Annotated in this window: 20 protein-coding genes and 1 other RNA gene; 7 read left to right on the forward strand and 14 right to left on the reverse strand. The window is 63.2% G+C overall.

Annotated features, from left to right (window positions below; all coding sequences use genetic code 11):
* Window positions 1-116 precede the first annotated feature (116 nt).
* Window positions 117-1,388 carry a cytochrome P450 gene (locus QQL24_RS21470; RefSeq protein WP_284314340.1) on the forward strand — a complete coding sequence of 424 codons (1,272 nt, stop codon included), beginning with the start codon at window positions 117-119 and terminating at the stop codon, window positions 1,386-1,388.
* A 71-nt stretch (window positions 1,389-1,459) separates the two neighbouring features.
* Here QQL24_RS21470 and QQL24_RS21475 read toward each other — a convergent pair whose 3' ends face one another.
* Together QQL24_RS21475 and QQL24_RS21480 are read right to left on the reverse strand one after the other, a co-directional pair.
* A complete protein-coding gene (locus tag QQL24_RS21475) occupies window positions 1,460-2,221 on the reverse strand; it encodes an SDR family NAD(P)-dependent oxidoreductase (protein WP_284314341.1) in 762 nt (253 codons plus the stop codon).
* A 276-nt stretch (window positions 2,222-2,497) separates the two neighbouring features.
* Window positions 2,498-4,858 carry an ATP-dependent helicase gene (locus tag QQL24_RS21480; RefSeq protein WP_284314342.1) on the reverse strand — a complete coding sequence of 787 codons (2,361 nt, stop codon included), beginning with the start codon at window positions 4,856-4,858 and terminating at the stop codon, window positions 2,498-2,500.
* Between the two features lie 263 nt (window positions 4,859-5,121).
* On the opposite strand from QQL24_RS21480, the gene QQL24_RS21485 reads away from it, so the two are divergent.
* Complete coding sequence (locus QQL24_RS21485; protein ID WP_284314343.1) at window positions 5,122-5,760, forward strand: LysE family translocator; 639 nt, start codon at window positions 5,122-5,124, stop codon at window positions 5,758-5,760.
* Window position 5,761: 1 nt separating this feature from the next.
* On the opposite strand, the gene QQL24_RS21490 is transcribed toward QQL24_RS21485, so the two are convergent.
* The 3 genes from QQL24_RS21490 to QQL24_RS21500 form a co-directional block, all read right to left on the reverse strand.
* The gene (locus tag QQL24_RS21490) at window positions 5,762-7,726 is read right to left on the reverse strand and encodes an ABC transporter permease (protein WP_431310731.1); all 1,965 of its coding nucleotides are present in this window, start codon (window positions 7,724-7,726) and stop codon (window positions 5,762-5,764) included.
* Between the two features lie 20 nt (window positions 7,727-7,746).
* A complete protein-coding gene (locus QQL24_RS21495; protein ID WP_284314345.1) occupies window positions 7,747-8,823 on the reverse strand; it encodes a quaternary amine ABC transporter ATP-binding protein in 1,077 nt (358 codons plus the stop codon).
* 87 nt (window positions 8,824-8,910) lie between these two features.
* Window positions 8,911-9,822, reverse strand: a complete 912-nt coding sequence (locus tag QQL24_RS21500; protein ID WP_284314485.1) for an ABC transporter substrate-binding protein — start codon at window positions 9,820-9,822, stop codon at window positions 8,911-8,913.
* 337 nt (window positions 9,823-10,159) lie between these two features.
* On the opposite strand from QQL24_RS21500, the gene QQL24_RS21505 reads away from it, so the two are divergent.
* Window positions 10,160-10,966 (forward strand): DUF817 domain-containing protein, encoded by an 807-nt coding sequence (locus QQL24_RS21505; RefSeq protein WP_284314346.1) that lies wholly within the window; start codon window positions 10,160-10,162, stop codon window positions 10,964-10,966.
* On the opposite strand, the gene QQL24_RS21510 is transcribed toward QQL24_RS21505, so the two are convergent.
* Window positions 10,953-11,471, reverse strand: coding sequence for a thioesterase family protein (locus tag QQL24_RS21510; RefSeq protein WP_284314347.1), 519 nt, complete (start codon window positions 11,469-11,471; stop codon window positions 10,953-10,955). The genes QQL24_RS21505 and QQL24_RS21510 overlap by 14 nt on opposite strands.
* 152 nt (window positions 11,472-11,623) lie before the next feature.
* Here QQL24_RS21510 and QQL24_RS21515 point away from each other — a divergent pair, with 152 nt between their 5' ends.
* The gene (locus tag QQL24_RS21515; protein WP_284314348.1) at window positions 11,624-13,036 is read left to right on the forward strand and encodes an FAD-binding oxidoreductase; all 1,413 of its coding nucleotides are present in this window, start codon (window positions 11,624-11,626) and stop codon (window positions 13,034-13,036) included.
* 267 nt (window positions 13,037-13,303) lie between these two features.
* Here the strand turns inward: QQL24_RS21515 and QQL24_RS21520 are convergent, their stop codons facing one another.
* Complete coding sequence (locus QQL24_RS21520; protein WP_284314349.1) at window positions 13,304-13,606, reverse strand: hypothetical protein; 303 nt, start codon at window positions 13,604-13,606, stop codon at window positions 13,304-13,306.
* Between the two features lie 405 nt (window positions 13,607-14,011).
* Between QQL24_RS21520 and QQL24_RS21525 the strand changes: the two genes are divergently transcribed.
* Window positions 14,012-17,689, forward strand: coding sequence for an AsmA family protein (locus tag QQL24_RS21525; protein WP_284314350.1), 3,678 nt, complete (start codon window positions 14,012-14,014; stop codon window positions 17,687-17,689).
* Between the two features lie 301 nt (window positions 17,690-17,990).
* On the opposite strand, the gene QQL24_RS21530 is transcribed toward QQL24_RS21525, so the two are convergent.
* The 3 genes from QQL24_RS21530 to QQL24_RS21540 all read right to left on the reverse strand — a co-directional run bounded on the left by QQL24_RS21530 (window position 17,991) and on the right by QQL24_RS21540 (window position 18,908).
* Complete coding sequence (locus QQL24_RS21530) at window positions 17,991-18,206, reverse strand: ribbon-helix-helix domain-containing protein (protein WP_284314351.1); 216 nt, start codon at window positions 18,204-18,206, stop codon at window positions 17,991-17,993.
* A gap of 9 nt (window positions 18,207-18,215) precedes the next feature.
* The gene (locus QQL24_RS21535; protein ID WP_284314352.1) at window positions 18,216-18,404 is read right to left on the reverse strand and encodes a DUF4169 family protein; all 189 of its coding nucleotides are present in this window, start codon (window positions 18,402-18,404) and stop codon (window positions 18,216-18,218) included.
* A 102-nt stretch (window positions 18,405-18,506) separates the two neighbouring features.
* Window positions 18,507-18,908, reverse strand: a complete 402-nt coding sequence (locus tag QQL24_RS21540) for a lyase family protein (protein ID WP_284314353.1) — start codon at window positions 18,906-18,908, stop codon at window positions 18,507-18,509.
* Between the two features lie 337 nt (window positions 18,909-19,245).
* Here QQL24_RS21540 and ssrA point away from each other — a divergent pair.
* Window positions 19,246-19,601: a transfer-messenger RNA gene (gene ssrA, locus QQL24_RS21545) on the forward strand.
* Window positions 19,602-19,656: 55 nt separating this feature from the next.
* On the forward strand, window positions 19,657-20,262 hold the full coding sequence (locus tag QQL24_RS21550; protein WP_284314354.1) for an SspB family protein: 606 nt from the start codon (window positions 19,657-19,659) through the stop codon (window positions 20,260-20,262).
* Between the two features lie 102 nt (window positions 20,263-20,364).
* Here the strand turns inward: QQL24_RS21550 and QQL24_RS21555 are convergent, their stop codons facing one another.
* The 4 genes from QQL24_RS21555 to hflK all read right to left on the reverse strand — a co-directional run bounded on the left by QQL24_RS21555 (window position 20,365) and on the right by hflK (window position 24,416).
* The gene (locus QQL24_RS21555; RefSeq protein WP_431310730.1) at window positions 20,365-21,873 is read right to left on the reverse strand and encodes a DegQ family serine endoprotease; all 1,509 of its coding nucleotides are present in this window, start codon (window positions 21,871-21,873) and stop codon (window positions 20,365-20,367) included.
* Window positions 21,874-22,036: 163 nt separating this feature from the next.
* On the reverse strand, window positions 22,037-22,240 hold the full coding sequence (locus QQL24_RS21560; protein WP_284314355.1) for a DUF2065 domain-containing protein: 204 nt from the start codon (window positions 22,238-22,240) through the stop codon (window positions 22,037-22,039).
* 101 nt (window positions 22,241-22,341) lie between these two features.
* Window positions 22,342-23,274, reverse strand: coding sequence for a protease modulator HflC (gene hflC, locus QQL24_RS21565; RefSeq protein WP_284314356.1), 933 nt, complete (start codon window positions 23,272-23,274; stop codon window positions 22,342-22,344).
* Window positions 23,271-24,416 (reverse strand): FtsH protease activity modulator HflK, encoded by a 1,146-nt coding sequence (gene hflK / locus QQL24_RS21570; RefSeq protein WP_284314357.1) that lies wholly within the window; start codon window positions 24,414-24,416, stop codon window positions 23,271-23,273. The genes hflC and hflK overlap by 4 nt, the downstream gene beginning before the upstream one ends.
* Window positions 24,417-24,594 lie beyond the last annotated feature (178 nt).

The raw sequence follows: 24,594 nt of genomic DNA on the forward strand, positions 1-24,594 counted from the left end.
CAATTGAACTCTCGGCCTTGCGCCGGCAGATTGGCATGGGCGCTGTCGATCAAGCTTCTCCTGCGGATTGCTTTCATGGCGATGACACAGTGCCGGGAATGTCCTAGCCTTTCGGGATGCCCCTGCCTCCGAGCCTCAAGATCGACACCTCCCGTTCGCGCGTAGCCCTCAGCCCGGCCGATCCCGTCTTCGTGCAGGATCCCTATCCGACCTATCGGGCGATCCGCGAGGTCGCGCCGCTGTTCTTCTGGGAGGAATATGGCTGCTGGTGCGCCGCCTCCCACCAGCTTGTCTTCGATCTCTTCCGCGACAAGCGCTTCGGGCGCGAGATCCTGCATGTGGCGACGCGCCAGGAACTTGGCTGGCCGGAGCCGCAGACCCATCTCGCCCCCTTCGACGCCGTCGACGCCTATTCAATGCTGGAGCGCGAGCCGCCGGTGCACACGCGCCTGCGCACACTGGTGAACCGCGCCTTCGTCTCCCGGCATATCGAACGGCTGCGCCCGCGCATTGCCGCGCTCGCACATGAGTTGATCGATGGGTTCGAGCCGAGGGACAGGGTGGACCTCATCGAGGCTTTCGCAACGCCCATTCCTGTGATCCTGATCGCCGAGTTGCTCGGCGTTCCCGCCAGCATGGCGCCGCAGCTGCTCGACTGGTCGCACCGCATGGTGGCGATGTATCAGTTCAACCGCACACGCAGCATCGAGGATCAGGCCGTTGCCGCAGCTGAGGAATTCAGCGCCTTCCTGCGCGGCTATGTCAGGGAACGCAGGGCTGCGCCACGCGATGATCTCATCAGCCACCTGATCGCTGCCGAAGCGCAGGGCGACAGGCTGAGCGAGGACGAGCTGATCTCAACCTGCATCCTGCTCCTCAATGCCGGCCACGAGGCGACAGTGCACGCCATCGGCAATGGCGTGAAGGCGATCCTGCGGGCCGGTCTCGACGCGTCTACGGTTCAAGCCGGCGGGGAGGGATTGGTGGAGGAGATGCTGCGCTTCGACCCGCCGCTGCACATGTTCAAGCGCTATGCTTTGGAGGATGTCGCGCTCGGCCCCGCGACCCTCCGCAAGGGCGAGCAGGTCGGCCTGCTGCTCGGCGCCGCCAACCATGATCCGGCCCGCTTCCCGGAGCCGGAGCGTTTCCTGCCTGGTCGCGATCGCCCACCGCATGTCAGCTTCGGTGGCGGCATCCATTTCTGCGTGGGGGCGCCGCTGGCGAGGCTGGAGCTCGAGGTCGCCGTGCCGATCCTGTTCGAGCGCCTGCCGGGATTGCGGCTGGATGGGGTACCGCTCTATGGCGACACCTATCATTTCCATGGGCTGAGAGCGCTGGAGGTAAGCCTGGGAGCGCGGACGTCCTCGTCCGCTCTTCCTTCATCGTAGAACGCCACGTTTCCAAGAGCGGATCGCCCGACACGCATTTATGCGTGTCGTGGGGACGTCCGCGCTCCCAGCTACGGCATCAACTGCCCGCCATTGATGTGCAGGATCTGCCCGGTGATATAGCCGGCCGCCGCATCCGAAGCCAGGAACAGCACCGCGCCGGCACATTCCTCCGCCGCGCCCAAACGCCCGAGCACGGTGCTCTGGCGCACGAATTCCAGGCGCTCTGGCGGGGTCGAGGCGTGGAAGGGGGTGGTGATTACGCCCGGCGCGATGGCATTGGCGCGGATGTTCTTTGCTCCCAGATCCGTCGCCATGTGGCGGGTCAGGTTGTGGATGGCGGATTTGGCGGCGGCATAGATGGCCGAGCCCGGTGCGCCGCCATTGTTGCCGGCAATCGAACCGAGATTGACGATGGCCCCGCCACCCTGCTTCTCCAGATGCGGGATCGCAGCCTGCGTGCCCTCGATCACGGCGGCGACATTCAGGTTGAGGACCTTGTCGTAAAGGTCGCGGTCCAATTCTAGAAATGGCTTGCGGGCGATCAGCGACCCCGCGTTGTTGACGAGCACGTCGAGCCGCCCCAGCAGTGTCACCGCTTCCTCGACCACGCGCTTGGCCTCGCCTTCCTTGCCGAGGTCGCCACGGATCAGCCAGACCTTGCCGCCCGTCGCCTTGATGGCACTCTCGACCGCCCTGGCCTCGGCCTCGCTCGAATTGTAATGCGCGGCAACGAGGGCGCCTTCCGCTGCGAAGGCCTTGGCCACGGCGGCGCCGATCCCGGTGCTCGCACCCGTGACCAGCACACCCTTGCCTGCAAGATCGAGTTGCATGGACGTTTCCTTTGATTGATGGTTTTGGGATTGTTCAGACCAATGCCATCATTCGCGGAAACGGTGCCACGGCCAAGTCAAAAGATCGTGGGAGGCAGGGCAAGCCTGCCGTGCGAAGCGGCCGTGCTGATTTTTCGGTTGGGCGAGAGGGGCGCTCAACAATGAGATGGGCCTTCGAGGTCCCCCGCCACGTTTACGAGAAGAGGGGGCGCAAACGGCGACCCTTTTTCCTTGTCCGCCGCATCTCGCCCAACCGTGGAGTTTACTCACATCAACTCACGCCGCGGCGACGAAGCTGTCCACCACGCGCTTACGTCCGGCCTTGTCGAAATCCACGGTGAGCTTGTTGCCGTCGATCTCGGCGATGTCTCCATAGCCGAACTTCACATGGAACACGCGGTCGCCGACCTTGTGCACCGAGGCCGTGCCGGTGGAACGGGCGACGAGTTCGCCCTCGATGGTCAGGGGCTCGCGGCGCGGCGGCGGCTGCGTCGCCTTGAAGCCGGAGGCCATGTTCTCACGGGCGCGCTGCCAGCCGGGCGTGGAATAAGTCGAGCCAGAGAAGGGCTGGGCCTTGTCGAAGCGGCTCATGGCAAAGGCACCGCCGGAGGAGTAGGAGCCTGAGGGCTCGACCACATCCACATGGGCTGCCGGCAATTCGTCGACGAAACGCGAGGGCATCGTCGCCTGCCAGAGGCCGTGGATGCGGCGGTTGGAGGCGAACCATACCTTGGCCCGGCGGCGGGCGCGGGTGAGGCCGACATAGGCCAGGCGCCGTTCCTCTTCGAGGCCGGCGCGGCCATTCTCGTCGAGCGAGCGCTGATGCGGGAACAGGCCCTCCTCCCAGCCGGGCAGGAAGACGGTGTCATATTCGAGGCCCTTGGCGCCGTGCAAGGTGAGGATCGAAACCTTGTCCTCGCTGGCGCCTTCCTCGCTGGCGTCCATCACCAGCGAGATGTGCTCGAGGAAGCCGGCCATGTTCTCGAAGCTCTCCATCGAGCGCACGAGTTCCTTGAGGTTTTCCAGCCGCCCGGCGGCCTCGGCCGTGCGATCCTTCTGCCACATGTCGGTGTAGCCGGATTCTTCCAGGATCAGTTCGGCGAGCTCCTGGTGGCCCAGCACTTCGCTCTGCGCTGCCCAGCGACCGAAGGCGGTCATCAGGTCGCGCAGCGTCTGGCGAGGCTTGGGCTTGAGCTCCTCCGTTTCCACCAGCACGCGGGCCGCCTGCATCATCGGCACGCTGTTGTGGCGGGCATAGTCGTGCAAGATCTGCACGGTGGCATCGCCGAGGCCGCGCTTGGGTACGTTGACGATGCGCTCGAAGGCAAGATCGTCGGCCGGCTGCATGGTGGCGCGGAAATAGGCGAGCGCATCGCGGATTTCGGCGCGCTCATAGAAGCGCGGGCCGCCGATGACGCGATAGGGCAGGCCGAGCGTGACGAAGCGATCCTCGAACTCGCGCATCTGGAAGGAGGCGCGTACCAGGATGGCGATGTCGTTGAGGGCGTGGCCTTTCCTTTGCAGGTTCTCGATCTCGTCGCCGATGGCGCGGGCTTCCTCGCCGGAATCCCAGGCGCCGGCTACTGTAACACGCTCGCCTTCGACATCGTCGGTGAACAAGGTCTTGCCGAGTCGACCTTCGTTGCGGGCGATGAGATGACCGGCCGCGCCAAGGATATGGCCAGTGGAGCGGTAGTTGCGCTCCAATCTAATAATAGTTGATCCTTGAAAGTCTTTCTCAAACCGTAATATATTGTCTACTTCTGCTCCTCGCCATCCGTAGATCGACTGGTCGTCGTCGCCAACACAACATAGATTTACTTTCTCGCCCGCCGGTGCCTGGGAAAGCAGGCGCAGCCAGAGATATTGGGCGACATTGGTGTCCTGATATTCGTCCACCAGCATGAAGCGGAAGCGCCGGTGATATTCGGCGAGCACGCCGGGGTTCTCCCGAAAGAGGCGGATGCATTCGAGCAGGAGATCGCCGAAATCGGCGGCATTCAGCGTCTTCAGGCGGGCCTGGTAGGCGGCATAGAGCTCGCCGCCCTTGCCATTGGCGAAGGACATTGCCTCGCCGGCTGGTACCTGGGCCGGCGTGAGGCCTCGGTTCTTCCAGCTGTCGATGGCATTGGCGAGCTGGCGCGCGGGCCAGCGCTTCTCGTCGATGTCAGCGGCGGCAATCACCTGTTTCATCAGGCGGACCTGATCGTCGGTGTCGAGGATGGTGAAGTTAGACTTGAGGTCGACCAGCTCGGCATGCCGGCGCAGGATCTTCACGCCGATGGCATGGAAGGTGCCGAGCCAGGGCATGCCCTCGACACTCTGGCCGATCAGCACGCCGATGCGCTCGCGCATCTCGCGGGCGGCCTTGTTGGTGAAGGTTACCGCCAGGATCTGGTACGGTGCGGCCCGGCCGGTGGCAAGGATATGGGCGATGCGGGTGGTGAGCACCCGCGTCTTGCCCGTGCCGGCGCCGGCCAGCACCAGCACGGGTCCGTCGAGCGTCTCCACCGCCGCGCGTTGCTCGGGGTTGAGACCCTGCAGATAGGCGGCAGGCCTCGCCGCCGCCATGGCACGCGCGGCAATGCCGCCGGCGGCCGGCTGGTGGGCGAGGGAAGGGGAACGCTCGTCGGACAAGGTGCGCTTTCGGATGATTCTCGGATGGCGGATAATGGCTTAGATGGGGGGCTGCGTCGAGTTTTGGAAGCCTGGGAGCGCGGACGTCCCGTCCGCTCTTGAAGCGGTTCGGCTCGAGAATGAAGAACGACGCACTATAACGAGCGTTGCATCTTTACTTGCAGCGGTTTCGCTTCAAGAGCGGACGGGACGTCCGCGCTCCCAGCTTGCGCTTCCCGCCCTTCCATGCAGCAATGCGCCTCACCCGCCTCCGGATTCTCCCCATGATCAGCCTGTCGCTCCTGTTCGCCACCTTCCTTGCCGGCTTCATCTACACGATCGCGCCCGGCCCGGCCTTCCTTGCCCTGTTCACTCTCGGTGCGGCCAAAGGGCGGCGGCCGGGGGCCTGGTTCATGACGGGGCATCTGGTCGGCGATGTCACCTGGTCGGTGGCGGCGCTGGCGGCGATCGTCGGTGTCAGCCAGGTCGGGCCGATGCTGTTCGACATCCTCGGCATCTGCTGCGGCGTCTACCTGATCTATTTGGGTGTGCGGGCGATTACGACCCACAAGGATGGCAAGGCTGCGGTGATCGGCGCCGACAGACCGCTTCTGAACGGCGTGCTCTTCGGCCTCACCAATCCGAAATCCTATCCGGTGGCCTTCGCCACCTTCGGCGCGCTGGTGGCGCCCTATGGCTCGGCCATCACCTGGGGCGAGACGCCGGCCCTGATCGCCAGCGCCTTTCTCGGCTTTGTGGCGGCTGACCTCATCCTCTTCGTCGCCATCGGCCTTACGCCCGTGCGGCGCTTCTTCGCCCGCTATGGCGTGTGGGTGACGCGCATCGTCGGCGTGGCCTTCGTCGGCTTCGGCGCGAAGTCGCTGTTCGACGGCGCTCGTGGCCTCGTCTCGGCGCGGGGATAGCTCACCCCAACCGTTTGCGCGCCGCCGCGCTGGCGCCGCCGATCAGGCGGTCGGCGACGATGCCGATGAAGGCGATGGCGAGACCGGCGACGATGCCGCGCCCTGCATCCGCCTTGGCCAGCGCAATGAATACTTCCTGGCCGAGATCGCGCGTGCCGATCATCGCACAGATGATGATCATGCTGAGCGAGAGCAGTATGGTCTGGTTCAGGCCAAGCAGCACCTCGGGCAGCGCCATCGGCAGTTGCACGCGCCAGAAGGTCTGGCGTCGCGTGCAGCCGGCCGTCTTGGCCGCCTCGATCAAGGTGGGCGGCACCTGGCGCAGGCCGTGATTGGTGTAGCGGATCGCCGGCACGATGGCGAAGGACACGGTGGCGATCAAGGCGGTGACGTCGCCGACACGGAAGAGCATGACGATCGGGATGATGAAGCAGAAGGAAGGCAGCGTCTGCAGCGTATCGACGATCGGTTCGATGAAGCCAAAGACGCGGTCGCTGCGCGAGGCCCACACGCCGATGGGAATGCCGATCAGCAAAGCGATGATCGCCGAGACGCCGCAGAGATAGACGGTCGACATCGTCTTCTCCCACAGGCCGCAAGAGGCGCAGAACAGCACCAGCAGGCCGACCAGTCCGGCGAGCCGCCAGCCGCCGAGCCGGTAGCCGGCCAGCGCCAGCAGCACGAGGGCGCCAAGCCAGGGAAAGCCCTCGCAGAAGGCACGCATGGGGTTGAGGACGTAGAGGAGCAGGGCGACGCGGAAGGCCTCGATCCAGTCGAAGAAATGCACGGTGATCCAGTCGACTGCCGCCTTCCACCAGGGCGCTGTCGACAGGGTCCAGCCTGGCGGGAACTTGGCGAAGACGGGCAGGACGAGGCTCGCCAGCGTGGTCAGCAGCAAAACCGTCAGTGCCAGGACGAGATGCGGGTGTCGCGCCAGCAGGGATCTCTGGGCATGGTGCACGGGCGCGCCGCCCTTCGAAGCGAAAGCCTGCGAAAGCCGGTCGAGCGCAATGGCGAGCACCACGATGGCAAGCCCGGCCTCCATGCCTTGGCCGATCTTGAGAGCGCGGAGGGCGAGAAGCACGTCATAGCCGAGGCCGCCGGCGCCGATCATCGAGGAGATGATCACCATGTTCAGCGCCAGCATGATCACCTGGTTGACGCCGACCATCAGCATCGGCCGGGCGGTCGGGATCAGCACCCGCCACAGCCTTTGGCGCGGCGTGCAGCCGGCCATCACGGCAAAGTCGCCGATCTCCGCCGGCACGCGCGAGAGCGCCACCATGGTTGCCCGCACCATGGGCGGGGTAGCGAAGATGCTGGTGGCGATCATCGCCGAGACCGGGCTGTTGCCGAAAAGGATCAGCATCGGAATGAGATACGCGAAAGTCGGGATAGTCTGCATGAGGTCGAGCAGCGGCGTCACCGCGAGCTTTTCAATCCGCGGCGAGCGCCAGGCGAGGATGCCGAGCAGCAGGCCGACAATGACGCAGAGCGGCACGGCGATGACGATGAGGGCGAGGGAGAGCATGGCGCTCTGCCACTGGCCGAACAGGGCAATATAGCCGAGGCAGGCGGCTATCAGCAAAGCGAGCCTCCTGCCTCCCGCCGCATGGCCTGCGATGATCCCTGCAGCGATCACCCCTGCCCAGGACAGGGTCGGCACCATGAAACTGGTGCCCGCGAGCACCAGTTTGGTGGGCTTGGCCAGCAGCCCGAAGGTGACCTCCAGGGGCACGTCGAGAACCGCGGCGATGGCGCGTGTCGCCCAGGTGAAATTGACCTTCAGCCAGGCCATCATAGCCGAGAGCCAGGGCGCGAAGGGCAGGGCATCGCTCTCCGGCCAGGCATTGGCCCAGGGGATCTGGTCGCGCATGAGATAGAGGGCGAGGGCAAAGGCCAGGGCGAGGGCCCAGACGAGCGGCCAGGCTGAGGCGCGGCGGGCTTGCGCCTGCGGTTCGGCGATAGCGGTGGGCGCGAGGTTGCTCAAGCCGCCGTCCTGCGCTGGTCGGTGCCGGTGAGGATGTCGAGCACGGCCGCCGGCGTAACCTCGCCCAGGATGAGGCCGGCGGGGTCCACCACCGCGAAGGGCGCGCCGGCGCCGATCACCTCAGCAGCAAAGGTGGCGACCTTGGCGCTTCGGGCCAGCGTGCCGGCATGGCTCGTGCCAGGGGTAGCCGGCCGCATCAGGCCGCCGGCAGAGACCACCTTGGCTCGCTGCACGTCGCGGGTGAAGTCCGCCACGTAATCGGTGGCCGGCCGGGTGACGAGTTCCTCGGGCGTGCCGGTCTGGATGATGGCGCCGTCCTTCATGATGGCGACGCGATCGGCGAGGCGGATGGCCTCGTCGAAATCATGGGTGATGAAGACGATGGTCTTCTTCAGCGCCGTCTGCAGGCGGACCAACTCGTCCTGCATCTCGCGGCGGATGAGGGGATCGAGCGCAGAGAAGGGCTCGTCGAGGAACCAGAGTTCCGGCCCCACCGCAAGGCTGCGGGCGATGCCGACACGCTGCTGCTGGCCACCGGAAAGCTCGCGCGGATAGAAGCCCTCGCGGCCTTGCAAGCCCACGAGTTCCACCATTTCCTGCGCCCGCCTGAGACGCTCGGGCTTGGCCACGCCCTGAACCGCCAGGGGAAAGGCGACGTTCTCGATCACGGTAAGATGCGGCAGCAGGGCGAAGTTCTGGAAGACCATGCCCATCTTGTGGCGGCGCAGCTCGATCATCTCGGCTTCGCTTGCCGCCAGCAGATTCCTGCCGTCGAACTCGACCTCGCCGGCGGTTGGCTCGATGAGGCGGGAGAGACAGCGCAGCAGGGTCGACTTGCCCGACCCCGACAGGCCCATGATGATGAAGATCTCGCCCTCATGCACCGTCAGCTCAGACTGGCGGACGGCGGCGACGAGGCTGGCCCTGGCCAGGTCCTCCTCGGAGGGCTGGTGTTTGTGCAGCGCCAGGACATGCGCCGCGTTGTGCCCGAAAACCTTCCACAGACCGCGGCAGGCGAGCTTCACCCGCCGCTGCGATGCCTGCATGCCCGAGGGTGCCACTGCGCCATGCATCCCGGCTGCCTTTCGCGAGAAATAAGCGGGCTGGGGGCTCGTCTGCTGCCGAGCCTCCAGCGGATCTTGCTACTCTCTGATTGGGACTTACTTCGCCCAAGCCTGCCAGGTTGCCTCATGGTCGGCGATCCAGGCGGCCGCGACATCGTCGATGCTCTTGCCGTCGAGATCGACCTGGCCGCTCATCTTGTTGAGCTCCGCGGTGTCGATCGTATAGGCCTTGGCCACCTTGTAGGCGGTCGGCCATTTGTCCTTCATGCCGGCCCAGGAATATTTCCAGATCTCGCCATGGGGCTTGCCGCAGTCATATTTCGCGTCCGGATTGACGCCCCATTTCGGGTCCGTATAGCAGGGCGGCTCATATTCGGGGAATTGCACCCATTCGCCCTGATATTTGGCCGGTGCCCAATGCGGCGAATAGATCCACAGCATGATCGGCGCCTTGCGCTGATAGGCGGAATCGAGCTCGGCGAACATCGCGCCATCAGTGCCGGCATGGATCACCGTGAAGGGCAGCTTCAGCGCCGCGACACGTTCATCGTCGAAGCCCTCCCAGGTCACCGGGCCGCCGAGATAGCGCCCCTTCGGTGCTGTATCGGGCGTCGAAAAGGCTTCGGCGCATTTGGGATCGAGCAGGGCATGCCAGTCGGGCAGGCTGGGGCATTTCTCCTTCATGTAGAGGGGATACCACCATTCCTCCTTCGCCTTCGGCCCAAGTTTGCCGAGACGCTCCGTCTGCTTGGTGGCGTCGGAGGCCTTCATGGCTTCCCCGGCCGTGGTGTCCCAAAATTCCATGCCCAGCGTGAGGTCGCCATTGGTGAGACCGGTGGTCAGGCTGGAGAGATAGTCGGCCGTCGGGTATTCGACCGTATATCCAAGCTTTTCGAGAACGCCGCCCAGGATCTTGGCGTTGATATTGACGCTGGTCCAATCGAAAAGGGCGATCTTGATTGGGTCCGTGGACTCCGGCGAGGCTGCAAGAACAGGGGAAGTCCACATCAGCAGGCCCGCCCCTACGGCCGCGTAAGCATTCCGTCGAACATATTTCAGAAATCTCATGGCTGACACCCCTCTGGCCAATTTCTGTTCCCGGCTGGCCGATAACCAATGGTTGTATGATAAGCGTTGTTGCCGGCCACAGCGCCTCAAGATTGGCGCAGAGTTCCCTGTCAAGCAAGTATTTTTAATATCAAGAATAACGGTTATATTTCAATCAGTTGTTGGCAGGTTTTTGGTCAGGTTGCATGGTTTTGCAGCTTCATGGCGCATGCGGCATTTCCACATTTGGAGCATTCGTCCTGCATCAGGGCTGCCCGCCAGAGTGTCAACCTTTGGCATGGCGCTCCTCAAGCTCTTCCTCCGCGAATTCTGGCTGTTTGGGCTCAAGCAGGCTTCCGCCTGTCTCTTCGGAGGCTCGTTCCTGGCCCTCATCCTGGCCACGCGTTTCTATGATCCGGCGCAGCCCTGGCTCAGCCGCTACGACTTCCTGGTCTTCGCCGCGTTCGGTATCCAGGGCCTGTTGCTGGTCCTGAAGCTCGAGACCTGGGAGGAGGCGGCGGTGATCGCCGTCTTCCATCTCGTCGGCACGATCATGGAGATCTACAAGACCACCGTCGGCTCCTGGACCTATCCAGAGGCGAGCGTGCTGAAGATTGGCCTGGTGCCGCTCTTCTCAGGCTTTCTTTATTCGGCGGTCGGCAGCTATATCGCCCAGGCCGCCAGGCTGTTCGATTTCCATTACAGCGCCTATCCACGCATGCGCTGGACGCTTCTTCTGGCCGGACTGATCTATGTGAATTTCTTCACCCATCACTTCCTGCCGGATATCCGCCTCGCGCTGTTCGCATGGATTGCCTGGCTGTTCCGGAACACGCAGGTCTATTTCACGGTGGACCGTGAGCGGCGCTCGATGCCGCTGCTGCTCGGTTTCTTCCTGGTGGCGCTGTTCATCTGGATCGCCGAGAATATCGGCAGCTTCAGCCAGGTCTGGATCTATCCGAACCAGCATCGCGGCTTTGCGCTCGTCTCCTTCGGCAAGCTCGGCGCCTGGTATCTTCTGATGATCGTCAGCTTCGTGCTGGTTTCGCTGGTGCACAGGCCCGTATTGCTGCGCCGCCCACTCAGCAAGCTTATTGCCGGTTGATTGGCGCAGGCCGGCGGATGGCACTGCCGATAATCTCGGGCGTCGGCAGATAATCATGTGAAGAGCGCATCTCGGCGAGATTGTCGATGATGTCGCCGGGGAAGGGGGCGACGCGCCGGGTCGCCAGATCGATATTGAGCGAAATCAGCTCGCAGGTGGCTGACACCCAGCCTTCGGTGGCGTGGCACAGCTCCTCGTAGATATGCAGGCGCTTCTCGTCGTAGCCGACGAGCTGGAGGCGCACGCGCACGGGATCGTCGAGATGCAGTTCACGCTTGTAGATGACATGGACTTCCCCTGTGAAGAAGGACATGCCACGCTGCTCCATATAGTCTTCGCCCAGGCCGACAAGCGAAAGCGCCTCGCCGAGCGCGTTGTCGAACAGGACATGATAATAGGCCATGTTCAGATGGCCGTTATAATCGATCCAGTGCGGCTCGATGCGCATGGAGGAGGAGACGAAAGGCGCAAAGAACAGTGCTGGTAGCTTATTGGTGTCAAACATTTTCGCTCCCACGCAACAGATTTTCTTCTGGGATCGCGCGGACCTGGAACCGGTATTGAGACTCCTGACCCTGGTTGAGAGCAGACCCTCGCGCTGGCCTCTGAACTCAGTGTATGCAAAATGAACAATACCTCAAGAAAAAGCAGCATAATATGGTTGATTCTGGCGAAAAGGCCCGGCGGTACACAGCCGATGACCTTGGATTAGTATGCGACCGGCTCGCCTCGCGCTTCGGATCGCGATTTTCGATCGGCCAAGCGCTGCGCGATCAACATGCGAGCGTCCTGACCTGGCTGCCGCCTCAGGCGCCGGATGGTGTGGTCTTTCCTGAAAGCGAGGCCGAGGTCGCCGAGATCGTGCGCCTGTGCGCCGACCATAATGTGCCCGTCATTGCCTATGGCACCGGTACCGGTCTTGAAGGGCATGTGAATGCGCCGGAGGGCGGCATCAGCGTCGACACCAGCCGTATGAATGCGATCGTCGCCGTGCATGCCGAGGATCTCGACGTCGTGGTGCAGCCAGGCGTCACCCGCAAGCAGCTCAACGACTATCTGCGCGACCAGGGCCTGTTCTTCCCCATCGATCCCGGCGCCGATGCCTCCATTGGCGGCATGGCGGCGACGCGCGCCTCCGGCACCAATGCGGTGCGCTACGGCACGATGAAGGACAATGTCCTGTCCTTGCGCGCCGTGCTCGCCAATGGCGAGATCATCGCCACCGCAAGCCGGGCCAAGAAGAGCTCGGCCGGCTATGATCTGACGCGCCTTCTCGTCGGTTCGGAAGGCACGCTCGGCATCATCACCGAAGTGACTCTGCGTCTGCATGGCATTCCCGAGGCCATCAGCGCCGGGATCTGCCCCTTTGCCACCGAGAAGGAAGCCTGCGATGCCGTGATCGCCACCATCCAGTCGGGCCTCGCGGTGGCACGCATCGAATTGCTCGATGCCCTGATGGTGAAAGCGGCCAATGCCTATTCCGGTCTCGACCTGCCGGAGGTGCCGATGCTGTTCCTGGAATTTCACGGCAGCGAGGCGGGCGTTGCCGAACAGGCCGAACGGTTCGGCGAGATTGCCACCGACCATGGCGGTGGCCCCTTCTCCTGGGCCACCAAGCCGGAGGAGCGCACCAAGCTCTGGACCGCCCGCCACAACGCCTATTGGTCGGGCGCCGCCCTACGGCCGGGCGGACGGAGCGTGGCGAGCGACGTCTGCGTGCCGCTGTCGCGCCTGGCCGAATGCGTGGCCGAGACGCGCCGCGACATCGACGAGACCGGGTTGATCGCCCCCATCGTCGGCCATGTCGGCGATGGCAATTTCCATGTCCAGCCGATCATCGATGTCGACGATCCCCGCGAGGTCAGGGCCTGCGAGGCCTTCCTGGAGCGCATGGTGACCCGCGCACTTGCCATGGGGGGAACCTGCACCGGCGAGCATGGGGTGGGGCAGGGCAAGCGCAAATATCTGAAGGCCGAGCACGGCGAAGCGGCACTCGCCGCCATGCGGGCGATCAAGCAGGCGCTCGACCCCAAGGGCATCATGAACCCGGGGAAGATCTTTTCGGATTGAGCTGGCGGGCAGGAGAAGACCCGTGAATGGGGCCGGAGCGTCTTACTTTCAGATCGAAGCACCAAGAATCGAAAAATTCTTTTGATACCAGTAAGTTAATCTTGAAATCCGCTTCTGCCTGAACGCAGTTTGCTCTAGACATGCAACAGGCGGGTGTTCTCCCTAAAAACACCCGCCTGCCGCAAAATTCTGTTCTGTCATTGGCACTCTCCTCAGGGGATCCGGCTCCCAGCGAGACCGGAACGCATCGTCAGAAAATGCCACTTGCTATGGCGTCACCACCACGGGCTGGCCAACAGCCTTTGTTCCTTCAGTAGCATCCTTCGGCTTGACACGAACGATGATCGGCATTGTCAACCCGGAGGGGACCGGCCGGCCATCGAGATAGCCCGCCTGCTGGGTCTGCTTGTCCACTGAAAGAAACACGAGCATGTTTGCCGCCGCAACACGACTGGTAGGTTCACTCCGAGCCAACGGATTTTGGATCGTGTGAGTGCCAACCGTGTAGAAGCCTGCGCCGAAAACGCCCAACGCCAATGCGACTCCGGCGGAGCTGATCAAGCGTAACATTGCGTACCCACCTCACTGAAAGCGAGAGATACCGTTCCTCTATTGACGCGACGCTGTTATGACGATGGTCACGAAATCGACCACCCCTATCCCGGGGATCCCTCTTTTTGTTGTGGGATCATCCGGAAACAGCCCAACCGGCTCATGCTTTTGCATTTATCCCGGTATCCATTTTAATAGCACAAAATTTCTGCGAGCCTTAATGAAATCTAAAGTTTTGGTGAAAATGTGAACTGCGCCCGCTTCTTGTGCAGATCACACTTTCTTCCTGTTGATAGTTTCGATTTGTCTCAATTTTCGCGTATGGTCCGAAGATTGGATGAGATTCACGAGTGGGCTCAATGCCAGGGAGTGCCGTGCTCCTAGGGCAGGTACAATTTTGGGCTGAAGGAAAGGAAGTTCGGCGTGCGCGAGGCGCTCACCGTTGTTGGTTTCTTGTTGATCCTGGCGTTTGCGGCCCTGTTTACCGCGCCGCTCTATATGGATTGGAACGCTTGGCGCGACGACATTGGCGCCCGCCTGTCCGAGCATTTCGGTACGCCCGTGATCATCAAGGGCCCGATCCAGGCGCGGATCCTGCCGCAGCCCTGGCTCTCTCTCGGCGATGTCTCGATCGGCGACCCCTACGGTTCCACCAAGCTTAAGGTCGCGGGGATCGATGGGGATGTCAGCCTTGGCGGCCTGCTGCGCGGCGATATCGATCTGTCGAATGTCGTGGTCCGTAGCCCGGTGCTGACCGTTATCGCCGATGACCAAGGGCTGGTCGCGCCGCTCGCCCAGAACGCGGTTTCTCTCGATGCAGCCGTCGAAAATTTCGAGCTCAACGGCGGCTCGCTCCATTATGTCAACAAGGCCGATGGCCAGGATATCACGCTGTCGGGCATCAATCTCGTGGGCGAGGGCGGCTCGGTCTTCGGACCCTACAAGGCCGAGGGCGGCGTCCAATTCGCGGGCGTCCCTCATACCGTCAAGCTGACCACCGGAACGGCCGACAAAGCCGGCTTGCATCTGCGCCTCACGGTCGTTCCGGCCGACAGGCCGGTGACCCTCGATCTCGATGGCGAGATCAGAATCGCGGATGGCAAGCCGACTTTCGCTGGCAATGCGACGCTTATGCGGCCGCTCTTCGCCAGCAAGGGTAATGGGGGTGACACTTCGGCTGACGCTTCGGGCGAAAACCAGACGCCCTGGAGCGTGAGCGGTCCGGTCACCGCGTCACCGGCCGGCTTGATCTCCGACAAGGTCGCGGTCCAGATCGGCCCGGATGAGACCTCCCTCAAGCTGGACGGTACGCTGAACATGTCCTTCGGCACCCGCACGGTGCTGGAGAGCACGCTGTCGGGCAAGCAATTGCAACTCGACCGTTTCGCCGGCATCGGCCCCGACCAGCGTCTGCCGCCGGCCGCCGTGCTGGCGCGGCTCGCCAAGGCCATTCCGGGCCTTTCCGATCTCTCGGCCTCCTCGCATCTCGATCTGTCGGTGCAGGGCCTGATGCTCGGCAGCGAACTGATGCGCAATGCCCGCGCCAGCCTGCGCATGAATGATGGCAAGCTGCAGGTCGATCGCCTCGAGGCCGATCTGCCCGGCCAGTCGCACCTGTTGCTTGCCGGTGATGTGAACGATGATGGCGGCGGCTTCAAGGGCAATCTCAGCCTGAATTCCAATCGCGCCACCGGCCTGATCGGCTGGCTCCAGGGCCAGCCCGTGCTCGGCCGGCCGGATGCCGCCAAGAAGCTGACATTGCAGGCGAACCTGGCGGCGGACGCCAACAAGGTCAACCTTTCCCAGCTGACGCTCGCGGTCGACAATGCCGCCGTCAAGGGCGAGCTTGCCTGGAGCCGCCTCGCGCAAGGGCGGGCCGCGGGCCGCGTCGAAGCCAATCTCGCCGCACAACGTATCGACCTCGATGCCTTGCCCTCCGTCGCCGCCTTGCTGCCTGGCAGCAGCGACATTTTCAGCGAGGCCGATATCAGGCTCCAGGCCCAGGAGCTGGCTCTTGCGGGCATCGAAGCAAAGTCCGTGAGCGGTCATATCAAGGCCGGCGGCAAGCTGATCGCCCTCGAGGACGTGGTGGTGAACGATCTCGGCGGCGCCAATCTCACCGCGAACGGCCATATCGACAATATCAGCGTGCTGCCGCAGGGCGAGATCCGCATCAGCCTGAACGGGCGTGACCTGACGGGTCTAGCCGCCACATTGAAGCGCAGCGCCCTGCCACCCTTCTGGGTCAATGCCTTTGCCGACAGGGCCGCATCGCTTTCGCCAGCCAACGGCAATCTTGTCATCGCCTTTGGCAATTCGGAGCGCTATTCGGTCGATGGCAAGTTCGGCGGCAGCGTCATCCAGCTCGATACCGATCTCGGCAGCGGGTCCGGCCAGTCCGCGGTCGCCGTGAAGCTGAAAGCCGACAGCCTCGACTTGGCGACGCTATTGCGCCAGGCGGGGCTTGTCCTTGCCGTCGGAAACATTCCCGGCCGTGCCTCGCTCGACATGAATCTGTCCGGCGTGCCCGGCGGCGCCATGAGCTGGACCGCCGCCTTCAAGGGCGCCGGCCTCGATCTCGGCGGCAAGGGCCAGATGACCGGATCTTTCGAGGCGCCGGCTCTCGACGGGCAGATAACCGCGGGGGCGGATGATATCCTCGCGCCCGCCCGGCTTTTCGGCGTGGCGCTGCCAGGTGTGACGCCAGCGCAGGGCGTGACGCTCTCCTCGGGCATGCACATGCGGGCAGGGCACTTTGCCTTCGACAATTTGTTCGGCACGCTGCTCGGCATGCCGGTGAGCGGCTCGCTCACGGTCAATGCCGGCAAGCCGCTGCGTCTCGATGGCCAGCTGAGCTTCGCGGAAGCCGATGGCCAGGTCCTGGGCTCCTTGCTGGCGGGTGCGGATCTCGGCGCCGGCAATGCCAGCGGCAATGCCTTCTCGGATGAGGCATTCGGGCCGACCGCCCTCGACAATCTGGCCGGGCACCTGAGTGTCTCGGCCCAGGCCCTGCAGCTGTCGCATCGCCTGCCCGATCTCAGCGACGTAAAGGGTGAGGTGAGTTTCGGCCCTCGGTCCGTCGCCGTCGACAATTTCACGGCCAGCGTTGGCGGCGGCACCGTCACAGGGGCCTTGCAGCTCTCGCGAGCGGCCCTCGATACCGCCGTCACGGGCCGCTTCAACCTGCAAGATGTCGATCTCAGGACGCCGGATGTCAGTGGCAGGCTGAATGCGGGCCTCGATTTCCAGGGAACGGGCCGTTCGGCTGACAGCTTGATGTCGTCGTTGACCGGTGGCGGCACATTGGAGCTGAAGGAGCCGGTACTGTCGGGCTTTTCGGAGAACGCCTTCAAGGAGACAGTCGCTGCTGTCGATGGCGGCCTTGCCAACGATCCCATGCATGTGAAGCCCGCCTTCATGCAAAGTCTTGCCGGCGAGGCGCTGAATGTCAGCCCGATCACCGGCAATGTCTCGCTCGCGGGCGGGATCCTGCGCCTTTCTTCCACACGCACGGCCTCGGCCAACAGCACGGTGACGTTGTCGGGCTTGCTCGACCTTTCCGACCTGACGGTGAAGAGCGATGTCGCGTTGATGCCGGCCGACATGGCCGACGGCTTCGGCGGTCCGTCGCCTTCCATCCCGGTGCAGATCCGCGGCGCGATCGACAATCTGCAGCGCGATGTCGATGTCTCCGGCCTGGTCGCCTGGCTGAGCATCAGGGGCGCCGAGCAGCAGGCGCGCAAGCTCGAACAGCTGGAGGCCCAGCGCCAGGCGGAGGAGAAGGCTGCCGACGAGGCTCGCCGTGCCGAGGCGGCCCAGATGCAGAAGGCGATCGATGCCGCCCGCCTCAAGGCCCTTCTGCTGCAACCTGGGCCGGCGGGCCCGCCCAAGGATCAACTGCCACCAGCGGCGGTGGGCCCGGCGCCCGCACCCGTACCGCAGATTGGCGGACGGGGCGCGCCCGTGATGAAGATGCCGTCCCTCAACAGCCTGCCGGTGACGCCGGTGGTGCCCGCACCCACCACCGTAATGCCGGCGCCGAACGTGCCAAGCGCCGGACCGCAATCACCCGGTGCCCCGCCACAGCCTGTGGCGCCGTAAGATGTGCGGACCCGGTCTGCAGCCGGATCCGCCGCCAGACGCGCGAGGATGTGATGGAAACAGATCGCAGGGTGGGAGAGCCCGGTGGCGGTTTCGGGAAAGGTCGCGATGTCGGGACCTGGAAGACGGTGATGGCTTCGCCGTTCCGGGCGAACGCTGAACGGCCGGTGCCTGTCAGCGCTGAGGCGAAGACATGAGATCTGATTTCAAATGATCCCACGGACTCGCATGTGAGGTCGGCAAGTTGTTCTGCACCAAATGCGCGAATGGAACGGTGAACGGGCAGGCATGACGGCCTGCCTCAACCGCGACGAACGTTCTCGAGCACGAACAGGCGGATCGCCGAAGAGAGGTTTCCCTGGGCGCGCGTGGCGTCGATTTCGGCTACGACATCCGAGAGTGTCAGATCACGTTTGGCGGCGAGCTCCTTCAACGCATCCCAAAACGCATCCTCCAGCGACACACTCGTCTTGTGTCCGGCGATCACGATCGAACGTTTTACAACTTTGCTCTTCATAGCGGCCAATCACTCTTCAATCTTGGGCTCCAGTCGGTGTTGTTCGAGATGTTTATCAGCATCTCTCTTGTCCGCCTTAAGCCTTTCTTTTTGCGCTCGAGACAGCCCATGTACTGAGCGGTTCCGAGCAGCCTCCTGCTCACCGTTCCTCTTTGCCCGAGCCTTGCGAGCTCTCCCCAAATTTACAATCTCAGCCATAAACTTACCTGAAAGGAATTTTCTCCTAAATGAGTAATTCAGCCGCTACCCCAGGCTACGCAGCTTACCCCATATAATGGTTGATAAAAAACAACCATTCGGTCATTCTTTATCTCTTGTGATCATAGGTGCAAGGCGGATTGCATCCTCAATTGCCCTTTTGTCCATTATTTTCGCTGCCATTACTTCTTTAAGTAGCGTGGTACCGTTCCGGTGGGCAGCCTTCGCAATATGAGCAGCCTTATCATAACCTATGATCGGCGCGAGCGCGGTCATCGGCATCGGGGAATGCGAGACAAGATCGCTGATTCGCGCAGCGTCCGCTGCGCGACCGACGACACGATGTTGAGTAAAATTAGCAGCGGCATCCTCCGAAAGGCGTATAGATCGTAATATTGCGTCAGCGATGACGGGTCTGAAGACATTCGGCTTCAGAAGACCTTGGCTGCCCGCGAAAGTCACGCTGGTGTGGTCGCCGAACACCCGCACCCAAACCATGGTCATCGCCTCGCATTAGGTGGGGTCGCCCTTGCTCGGCACCCCAAACGCGCATCGAGCGCGCCAAGTTCCCGATTGATAGGCGCCGCGGCGCGTTTTATCAGCCCAGGCGCGTGAATGAACGGGCGCGGCATCCTTTCCGCCGGTGCGGAAGTTCTGCAGGGAGCGCTGGGTCAGGGCACGCAGCAATGGGTGGCGAGAACATCGCCGGACCCGAAGGAGACGCTTTCCTGCCGGATGGCCAGCGCGTGCCCGTTCATCGTCATCTCTCAGGTGCCTTCACAATATTTCTGTTCAAAGAGCGTTGGGCAATTCCGACGAAAGCACGGACAAGCAGCAATCGCCTCTTTTTTCTGCCGAAGAGGCAGCCTATATTCCCTTTGCCGGCTCGCGCCGGCTATGGCGATAAACGGTCATCGAAATAAACCTATCGGACCCGGGGGCAGTACCCGGCGCCTCCACCCCAATCCGTGCTGCAAGGGCGGGTTGCGGCGGGGGCGAAATAGGATCGACGAGGGTGTAAAGGGTGTGCTTTTGCTCGGCATGGTTCCGCCGATATCGGGCCGTTTCAATAGTTGCCAACGACAACTATGCTCCGGTTGCGGTTGCCGCGTAAGCGGTAACTAGACCGAAATCAAGTCCTGACGGGTAGCACCGGCAGGCGGGGTTCGGAGGCACCTGGCAACAGAAGCCTCCACTTCAATTCCGGTCTGCCTGCAGGCCTTTCCGATGTGCTGGCCTGGTAAGAAGCGCGATGAGTACTGACCATATCCGTTATGATCTTCTTACGCAGGACGCGCTGCGTGGCATGGTTCGCCGCGTACTGTCCGATGCCGCGCGTGTGGGCTTGCCCGGCGAACATCACTTTTTCATTTCCTTCAAAACGCAATATCCCGGCGTGAGCATTCCGCTGCGCCTGGCGGAGAAGTTTCCCGAGGAGATCACCATCGTCCTCCAGCACCAGTTCTGGGATCTGAACGTCAGTGATTACGGCTTTGAGGTCGGCCTGTCCTTCGGCAACGCGCCCGAGCGTCTCGTGGTGCCTTTCGCGGCGGTGACGGCGTTCTTCGACCCTTCCGTCGATTTCGGCGTGAAGTTCGAGGTCGACGAGCCGGAAGACGCGGTGGCTGCCGAGATCAGTCCGATACCGCCGGTCGTGCGGGCCGTGCCATCAGCCGCCGAGGAGCCGGTGGTGAAGAAGGCGATCCCCTCCAGGTCGGCACGCGGCAAGAAGGCCGAGCCGGCCGTCGAGGAGCCGGCTCCGGTGGTGGAGGCCGAGGCAGGGCCGGCGGCCGAGGAAGATAAGTCGGCTGAGAGCGAAAAGATCGTCAGCCTCGACCAATTCCGCAAGAAGAAGTAACGCGGCCTCCGGCCACAAACGAAAGCCCCGTTCCACGGTGTTGGAGCGGGGCTTTCGTTTTTGGAGAGGTGCCGGCCCGCTGGCCGGCCCCGTATATTTCGATCAGTTCAGCGCCAGGGCCACGAAATGCAGTTCGCCCTGGGCGTTGGAGAGCAGCAGCAGGGCCTGCTTGGTGCCGGTCTTCTTCAGGTCGTCCAGACGCCTGGTTACGTCGTCGGGGCTGGAGACGGCCTGCTGGCCGACCTCGAGGATGAGATCGCCGGGCTTGACCTGCTTGTCCTCGGCCGGGGAGCCGTCATCGACCTTGGTGATCAGCACGCCCTTGGCATCGCTGCCGAGCTTGAACTGGTCGCGCAGGTCCTTGGTCAGGCCCGACATTTCAAGGCCGAGCGCCTTGGCGGTCTTGGGCTTGGGGGGCACGGCCGGTTCGGCCGAAGCCTTGATCACCGTGTCGCCCTCGTCGAGGCGGGCAACCGTGACGGTCTTGGTGAGACTCTGGCCCTTGCGCAGGATCACCACCTCGACCTGCTTGTCCACGGGCGTATCGGCGACGATGCGAGGCAGGTCGCGCATTTCCTTGATGTCGTGGCCGTCGAATTTCACGATGACGTCGCCTGGCTCCAGGCCGGCCGGCTTGGCGGGGCCCTTGTCGTCGACCCCGGCGATCAGCGCGCCCTCGGCATGATCCATGCCGAGGCTCTCGGCGATATCGTCGGTCACGCCCTGGATCTTCACGCCCAGCCAGCCACGGCGCGTCTCGCCATATTTCTCGAGCTGCTCGATCACCGGCTGCACCGTGGCGGCGGGTACCGAGAAGCCGAGACCGATCGACCCGCCGGTTGGCGAGATGATGGCGGTGTTGATGCCGATGACGTCACCATCCATATCGAACAGCGGACCACCGGAATTGCCCTTGTTGATGGCGGCGTCGGTCTGCAGGTAGTTGTCGTAAGGCCCCGAATTGATGTCGCGGTTGCGCGCCGAGATGATGCCCAGCGTCACCGTCGAGGACAGGCCGAACGGGTTGCCGATGGCCATCGCCCAGTCACCCACGCGCACCTTGTCGCTGTCGGCGAACTTCACCGCCTTCAGGGGCTTGGGGGGATCGACCTTGAGAACCGCGACGTCGACCTTCTTGTCGCGGCCGATAAGCTTGGCCTTCAGCTTGCTGCCATCGTTGAAATTGACCTCGATGTCGTCGGCGCCATCGATCACATGGTTGTTGGTGACGATGATGCCCGAGGAGTCGATGACGAAGCCCGAGCCGAGTGCCTCGGCCTTGTGTGGCTGGGCCGGGGGGGCCTTGCCATCCTTGTTGAAGAACTGGTTGAAGAAGTCCTCGAAGGGGGCTCCCGGCGGCAGCTTGGGCATAGGCTGCTGCGGTGGCGCATCGTCATCGTCGCCATTGTCGCCGTTGTCGGCCGTGACCGTCTGCGACGTCGAGATGTTGACCACCGCATCGATCAGTTGCGCCGACAGGTCGGCAACGGAGGGGGGCCCGGCCGCTGCGAGGGCAGGTGGGGCGATCAGGGCAGCCGGGCCGGCGGCGAGCAAGGCGGCGAGGGCGACGGCGCCGCTGCGGCGCATCAGGCTCTTGGAGTCGATCAGCATAGAATCCTCGGTGGATGCGGCTTTCCCAGGTTGATTGGCCGCTGATGTGGTGAGCAATCGAAATTGATTTCAAGGGCTGAATGCGGCGCGAGCGTGACATGCCCGGTCAATCACGCGATGTTGTGCCCATTCTGTTCCAAAAGAGACAGAAAGTGGCCCTGCGTCAGAGCCCACGCACGCACCAGATGATGATGATGCCGATGATGGCCGAAATGAAACCGGCAATGCGTAATTGTGCGTTGGGGGAGGTGGCGACCGAAACCATCATCTTCCGCACCGGGTCAGGGAAAGCGAGAAAGACCAGACCTTCGATTGCGAAGGCGAGACCCAGCGCCGTGATGAAATCGCCGAAAGAGAAAATGCCCATCCGCCCCACACATTATACGAAGGGTTCTTGGTATTCCATGAAAACGCCGGCCGCAAGGAGCGGCCGGCGCAATGGAGCTTTATCCAGAGCCGACGTCAAGCCTATTGCGACGGGGCCGAGGTCGTCGGCGCCGCTGGGGCAGGGGGGGCCGGTGCGACGGCTGCGCCCGCTACGGCGGGCGATCGCAGATAGCGGAAATAATCCCAGTTGGGGCTGACGAACACCTGCGTGTTGTCAGGCTTCAAGGCGTCGACGTAATTGCGCATCGACAAGTAGAACTGGAAGAATTCCGGATCCTTGTTGTAGGCATCGGCGAGGATCTTGATCCTCTGTGAATCCGCCTCGCCGGTGGTCGCCGAAGCCTGGCCGTTGGCGTCACCGAGAATCTGCGCGACCTGGCGGTCCGCGTCCGCCCGGATGCCCAGGCCGTCCTGCGTACCCTTCGAGCGGATCTGCTGGGCCTCGGTCTGGCGCTGCGACTGCATGCGCTTGTAGACGGCCTGGCTGTTGGCTTCCGGCAGGTCGGCGCCGCGAATACGCACATCCACCACCTCGATGCCCAGACCCTCCGCCTCGCGATTAACCTCGGAGCGGATCTTCTCCATCAGCTCGGTACGATGGTCGCGCACCACGGCGGAGAAAGTCGCCTGACCGAGCACCCGGCGGACGGCCGAAGACAGGATCGAGGACAACTGCAACTCGGCGCCCTTCTCGGAACGCGAGGTCTGGAAGAAACGCAGCGGATCCTTGACGCGGTAGCGGCCGAAGGCATCGACCTTCAGGCGCTTCTGGTCGCTGGCGATCACTTCCTGCGGCGTCGAGTCGAGGTCGAGAACCTGCTTGTTGACATACTCGACATTCTCGATGAAGGGCCACTTCCAGTACAGGCCCGGTTCCGTCTTCGCCGGTTGTGGCTCGCCGAAGCGCAGCGGCAGGGCGTAGTCGCGCGGCGTGACCGTATAGGCCGAGAAGAACACCAGGATAAGGGCGGCGACCACTGCTATCAGGCCGCCGGTTGCAAGAGGCGATCTCATGGCGTGGCTCCTTGCTGGACTTGCGGGGCTTGCGGCACGGGCGGTTTGCGCTTCAGCAACTGATCGAGCGGCAGATAGGGCACGACACCCTGGCTCTGACCTTTGTCGTCGACGATGACCTTGTTGGTGCCGGAAAGGACCGACGTCATGGCTTCCAGATACATGCGCTCGCGCGTGACGATGGGGGCCTTCTGGTAGGCGGTGTAGACCTCGTTGAAGCGCCGTGCCTCACCGCTGGCCTCGGCGATGGTCTGAACCTTGTAGGCCTCGGCGGCCTGGGTGATGGTGGATGCCTTGCCCTTGGCCTCGGGGATCACCTTGTTGGCATAGACCTGCGCCTGGTTGATGGTGTTCTCCTGGTCGGCGCGAGCCGCCTGGACGTCACGGAAGGCATCGATCACCTGGGGTGGCGGGTCGACATTCTGCAACTGCACCAGGCGGACGAGGACGCCGGCTTTGTAGCTGTCGAGCGCCTTCTGCATTTCGGACTGTACCTGCTGCTCGATCGCCTGGCGGTCGCCGGTGAGGATCGGCGTGATGTTGCGCTGGCCGATGGCCTCGCGCATGGCGCTCTCGGCGACGGCGCGGATGGTGCCGCGCGGATCGGCCAGGTTGAAGGCATAGTCCTGTGGATTGGCTGGGTTGATCTGCCACTGCACGGTGAAGCCGATATTGACGATGTTCTCGTCGCCGGTCAGCATCTCGTTATCGCTGTCGCTGTCACCGCGGGCGCCGATATTGATGGTCTCGACATTGGTGACGGTGAGCTTTTCGACCGTGCCGATCGGGTAGGGAATGTTGTAGCGCAGGCCCGGCGGGCTCAGCGTCTTGTAATCGCCGAAGACGAGGTTGAGGCCCACTTCGTTGGGCTGCACGCGGTAGAAGCCTGTCAGAAGCCAGATGGCGACCAGAATGACCAGGCCAATGGCGATGTTGCGCGGCGTGAAGCCGCCGCCGCCCTGCAGGTTCCTCAGACCGTCCTTGCTCCGGCGCAGCCAGTCTTCGAGGTCAGGCGGGGTGCCGCCGCCCGACGGACCGCCTCCCCAGGGGCCACCGCCACCGGGACGCCCACCGCCGCCATTGCTGCCGCCGCCGCCGCTCCCCCAGGGGCCACCACCGCCGCTCTGGTTACTCCAAGGCATGTTTCCGTCCTTATGATGCACCACCCCCGTGCCGCTGGGCAAACGGGTCCATGGAGAGGCTGCATATAGGAACGTCGCCCCTGCGATCAATCGAAACAAAAAGGTGGAACTCGACGGCGAGGCTGGCGTAAGCGCGCAATCTTCGTCCCGGCAGCGCCCAATCTATATTTATGCTATT

Origin of the sequence: Labrys miyagiensis (assembly GCF_030160835.1) — a bacterium.
In the GTDB taxonomy this organism is placed as follows: Bacteria; Pseudomonadota; Alphaproteobacteria; order Rhizobiales; family Labraceae; genus Labrys; species Labrys miyagiensis.

What these genes read in the sequence shown, in the direction of transcription:
- QQL24_RS21500 (WP_284314485.1), bottom strand. Translation starts at nt 9,822, where the DNA reads ATGTGGACTTCCCCTGTTCTTGCAGCCTCGCCGGAGTCCACGGACCCA.
- QQL24_RS21510 (WP_284314347.1), bottom strand. Translation starts at nt 11,471, where the DNA reads ATGTTTGACACCAATAAGCTACCAGCACTGTTCTTTGCGCCTTTCGTC.
- QQL24_RS21540 (WP_284314353.1), bottom strand. Translation starts at nt 18,908, where the DNA reads ATGACCATGGTTTGGGTGCGGGTGTTCGGCGACCACACCAGCGTGACT.
- QQL24_RS21520 (WP_284314349.1), bottom strand. Translation starts at nt 13,606, where the DNA reads ATGTTACGCTTGATCAGCTCCGCCGGAGTCGCATTGGCGTTGGGCGTT.
- QQL24_RS21530 (WP_284314351.1), bottom strand. Translation starts at nt 18,206, where the DNA reads ATGAAGAGCAAAGTTGTAAAACGTTCGATCGTGATCGCCGGACACAAG.
- QQL24_RS21505 (WP_284314346.1), top strand. Translation starts at nt 10,160, where the DNA reads ATGGCGCTCCTCAAGCTCTTCCTCCGCGAATTCTGGCTGTTTGGGCTC.
- QQL24_RS21535 (WP_284314352.1), bottom strand. Translation starts at nt 18,404, where the DNA reads ATGGCTGAGATTGTAAATTTGGGGAGAGCTCGCAAGGCTCGGGCAAAG.
- QQL24_RS21560 (WP_284314355.1), bottom strand. Translation starts at nt 22,240, where the DNA reads ATGGGCATTTTCTCTTTCGGCGATTTCATCACGGCGCTGGGTCTCGCC.
- QQL24_RS21495 (WP_284314345.1), bottom strand. Translation starts at nt 8,823, where the DNA reads ATGCATGGCGCAGTGGCACCCTCGGGCATGCAGGCATCGCAGCGGCGG.
- QQL24_RS21515 (WP_284314348.1), top strand. Translation starts at nt 11,624, where the DNA reads ATGGTTGATTCTGGCGAAAAGGCCCGGCGGTACACAGCCGATGACCTT.
- QQL24_RS21470 (WP_284314340.1), top strand. Translation starts at nt 117, where the DNA reads ATGCCCCTGCCTCCGAGCCTCAAGATCGACACCTCCCGTTCGCGCGTA.
- hflK (WP_284314357.1), bottom strand. Translation starts at nt 24,416, where the DNA reads ATGCCTTGGAGTAACCAGAGCGGCGGTGGTGGCCCCTGGGGGAGCGGC.
- QQL24_RS21550 (WP_284314354.1), top strand. Translation starts at nt 19,657, where the DNA reads ATGAGTACTGACCATATCCGTTATGATCTTCTTACGCAGGACGCGCTG.
- QQL24_RS21475 (WP_284314341.1), bottom strand. Translation starts at nt 2,221, where the DNA reads ATGCAACTCGATCTTGCAGGCAAGGGTGTGCTGGTCACGGGTGCGAGC.
- QQL24_RS21555 (WP_431310730.1), bottom strand. Translation starts at nt 21,873, where the DNA reads ATGCTGATCGACTCCAAGAGCCTGATGCGCCGCAGCGGCGCCGTCGCC.
- QQL24_RS21485 (WP_284314343.1), top strand. Translation starts at nt 5,122, where the DNA reads ATGATCAGCCTGTCGCTCCTGTTCGCCACCTTCCTTGCCGGCTTCATC.
- hflC (WP_284314356.1), bottom strand. Translation starts at nt 23,274, where the DNA reads ATGAGATCGCCTCTTGCAACCGGCGGCCTGATAGCAGTGGTCGCCGCC.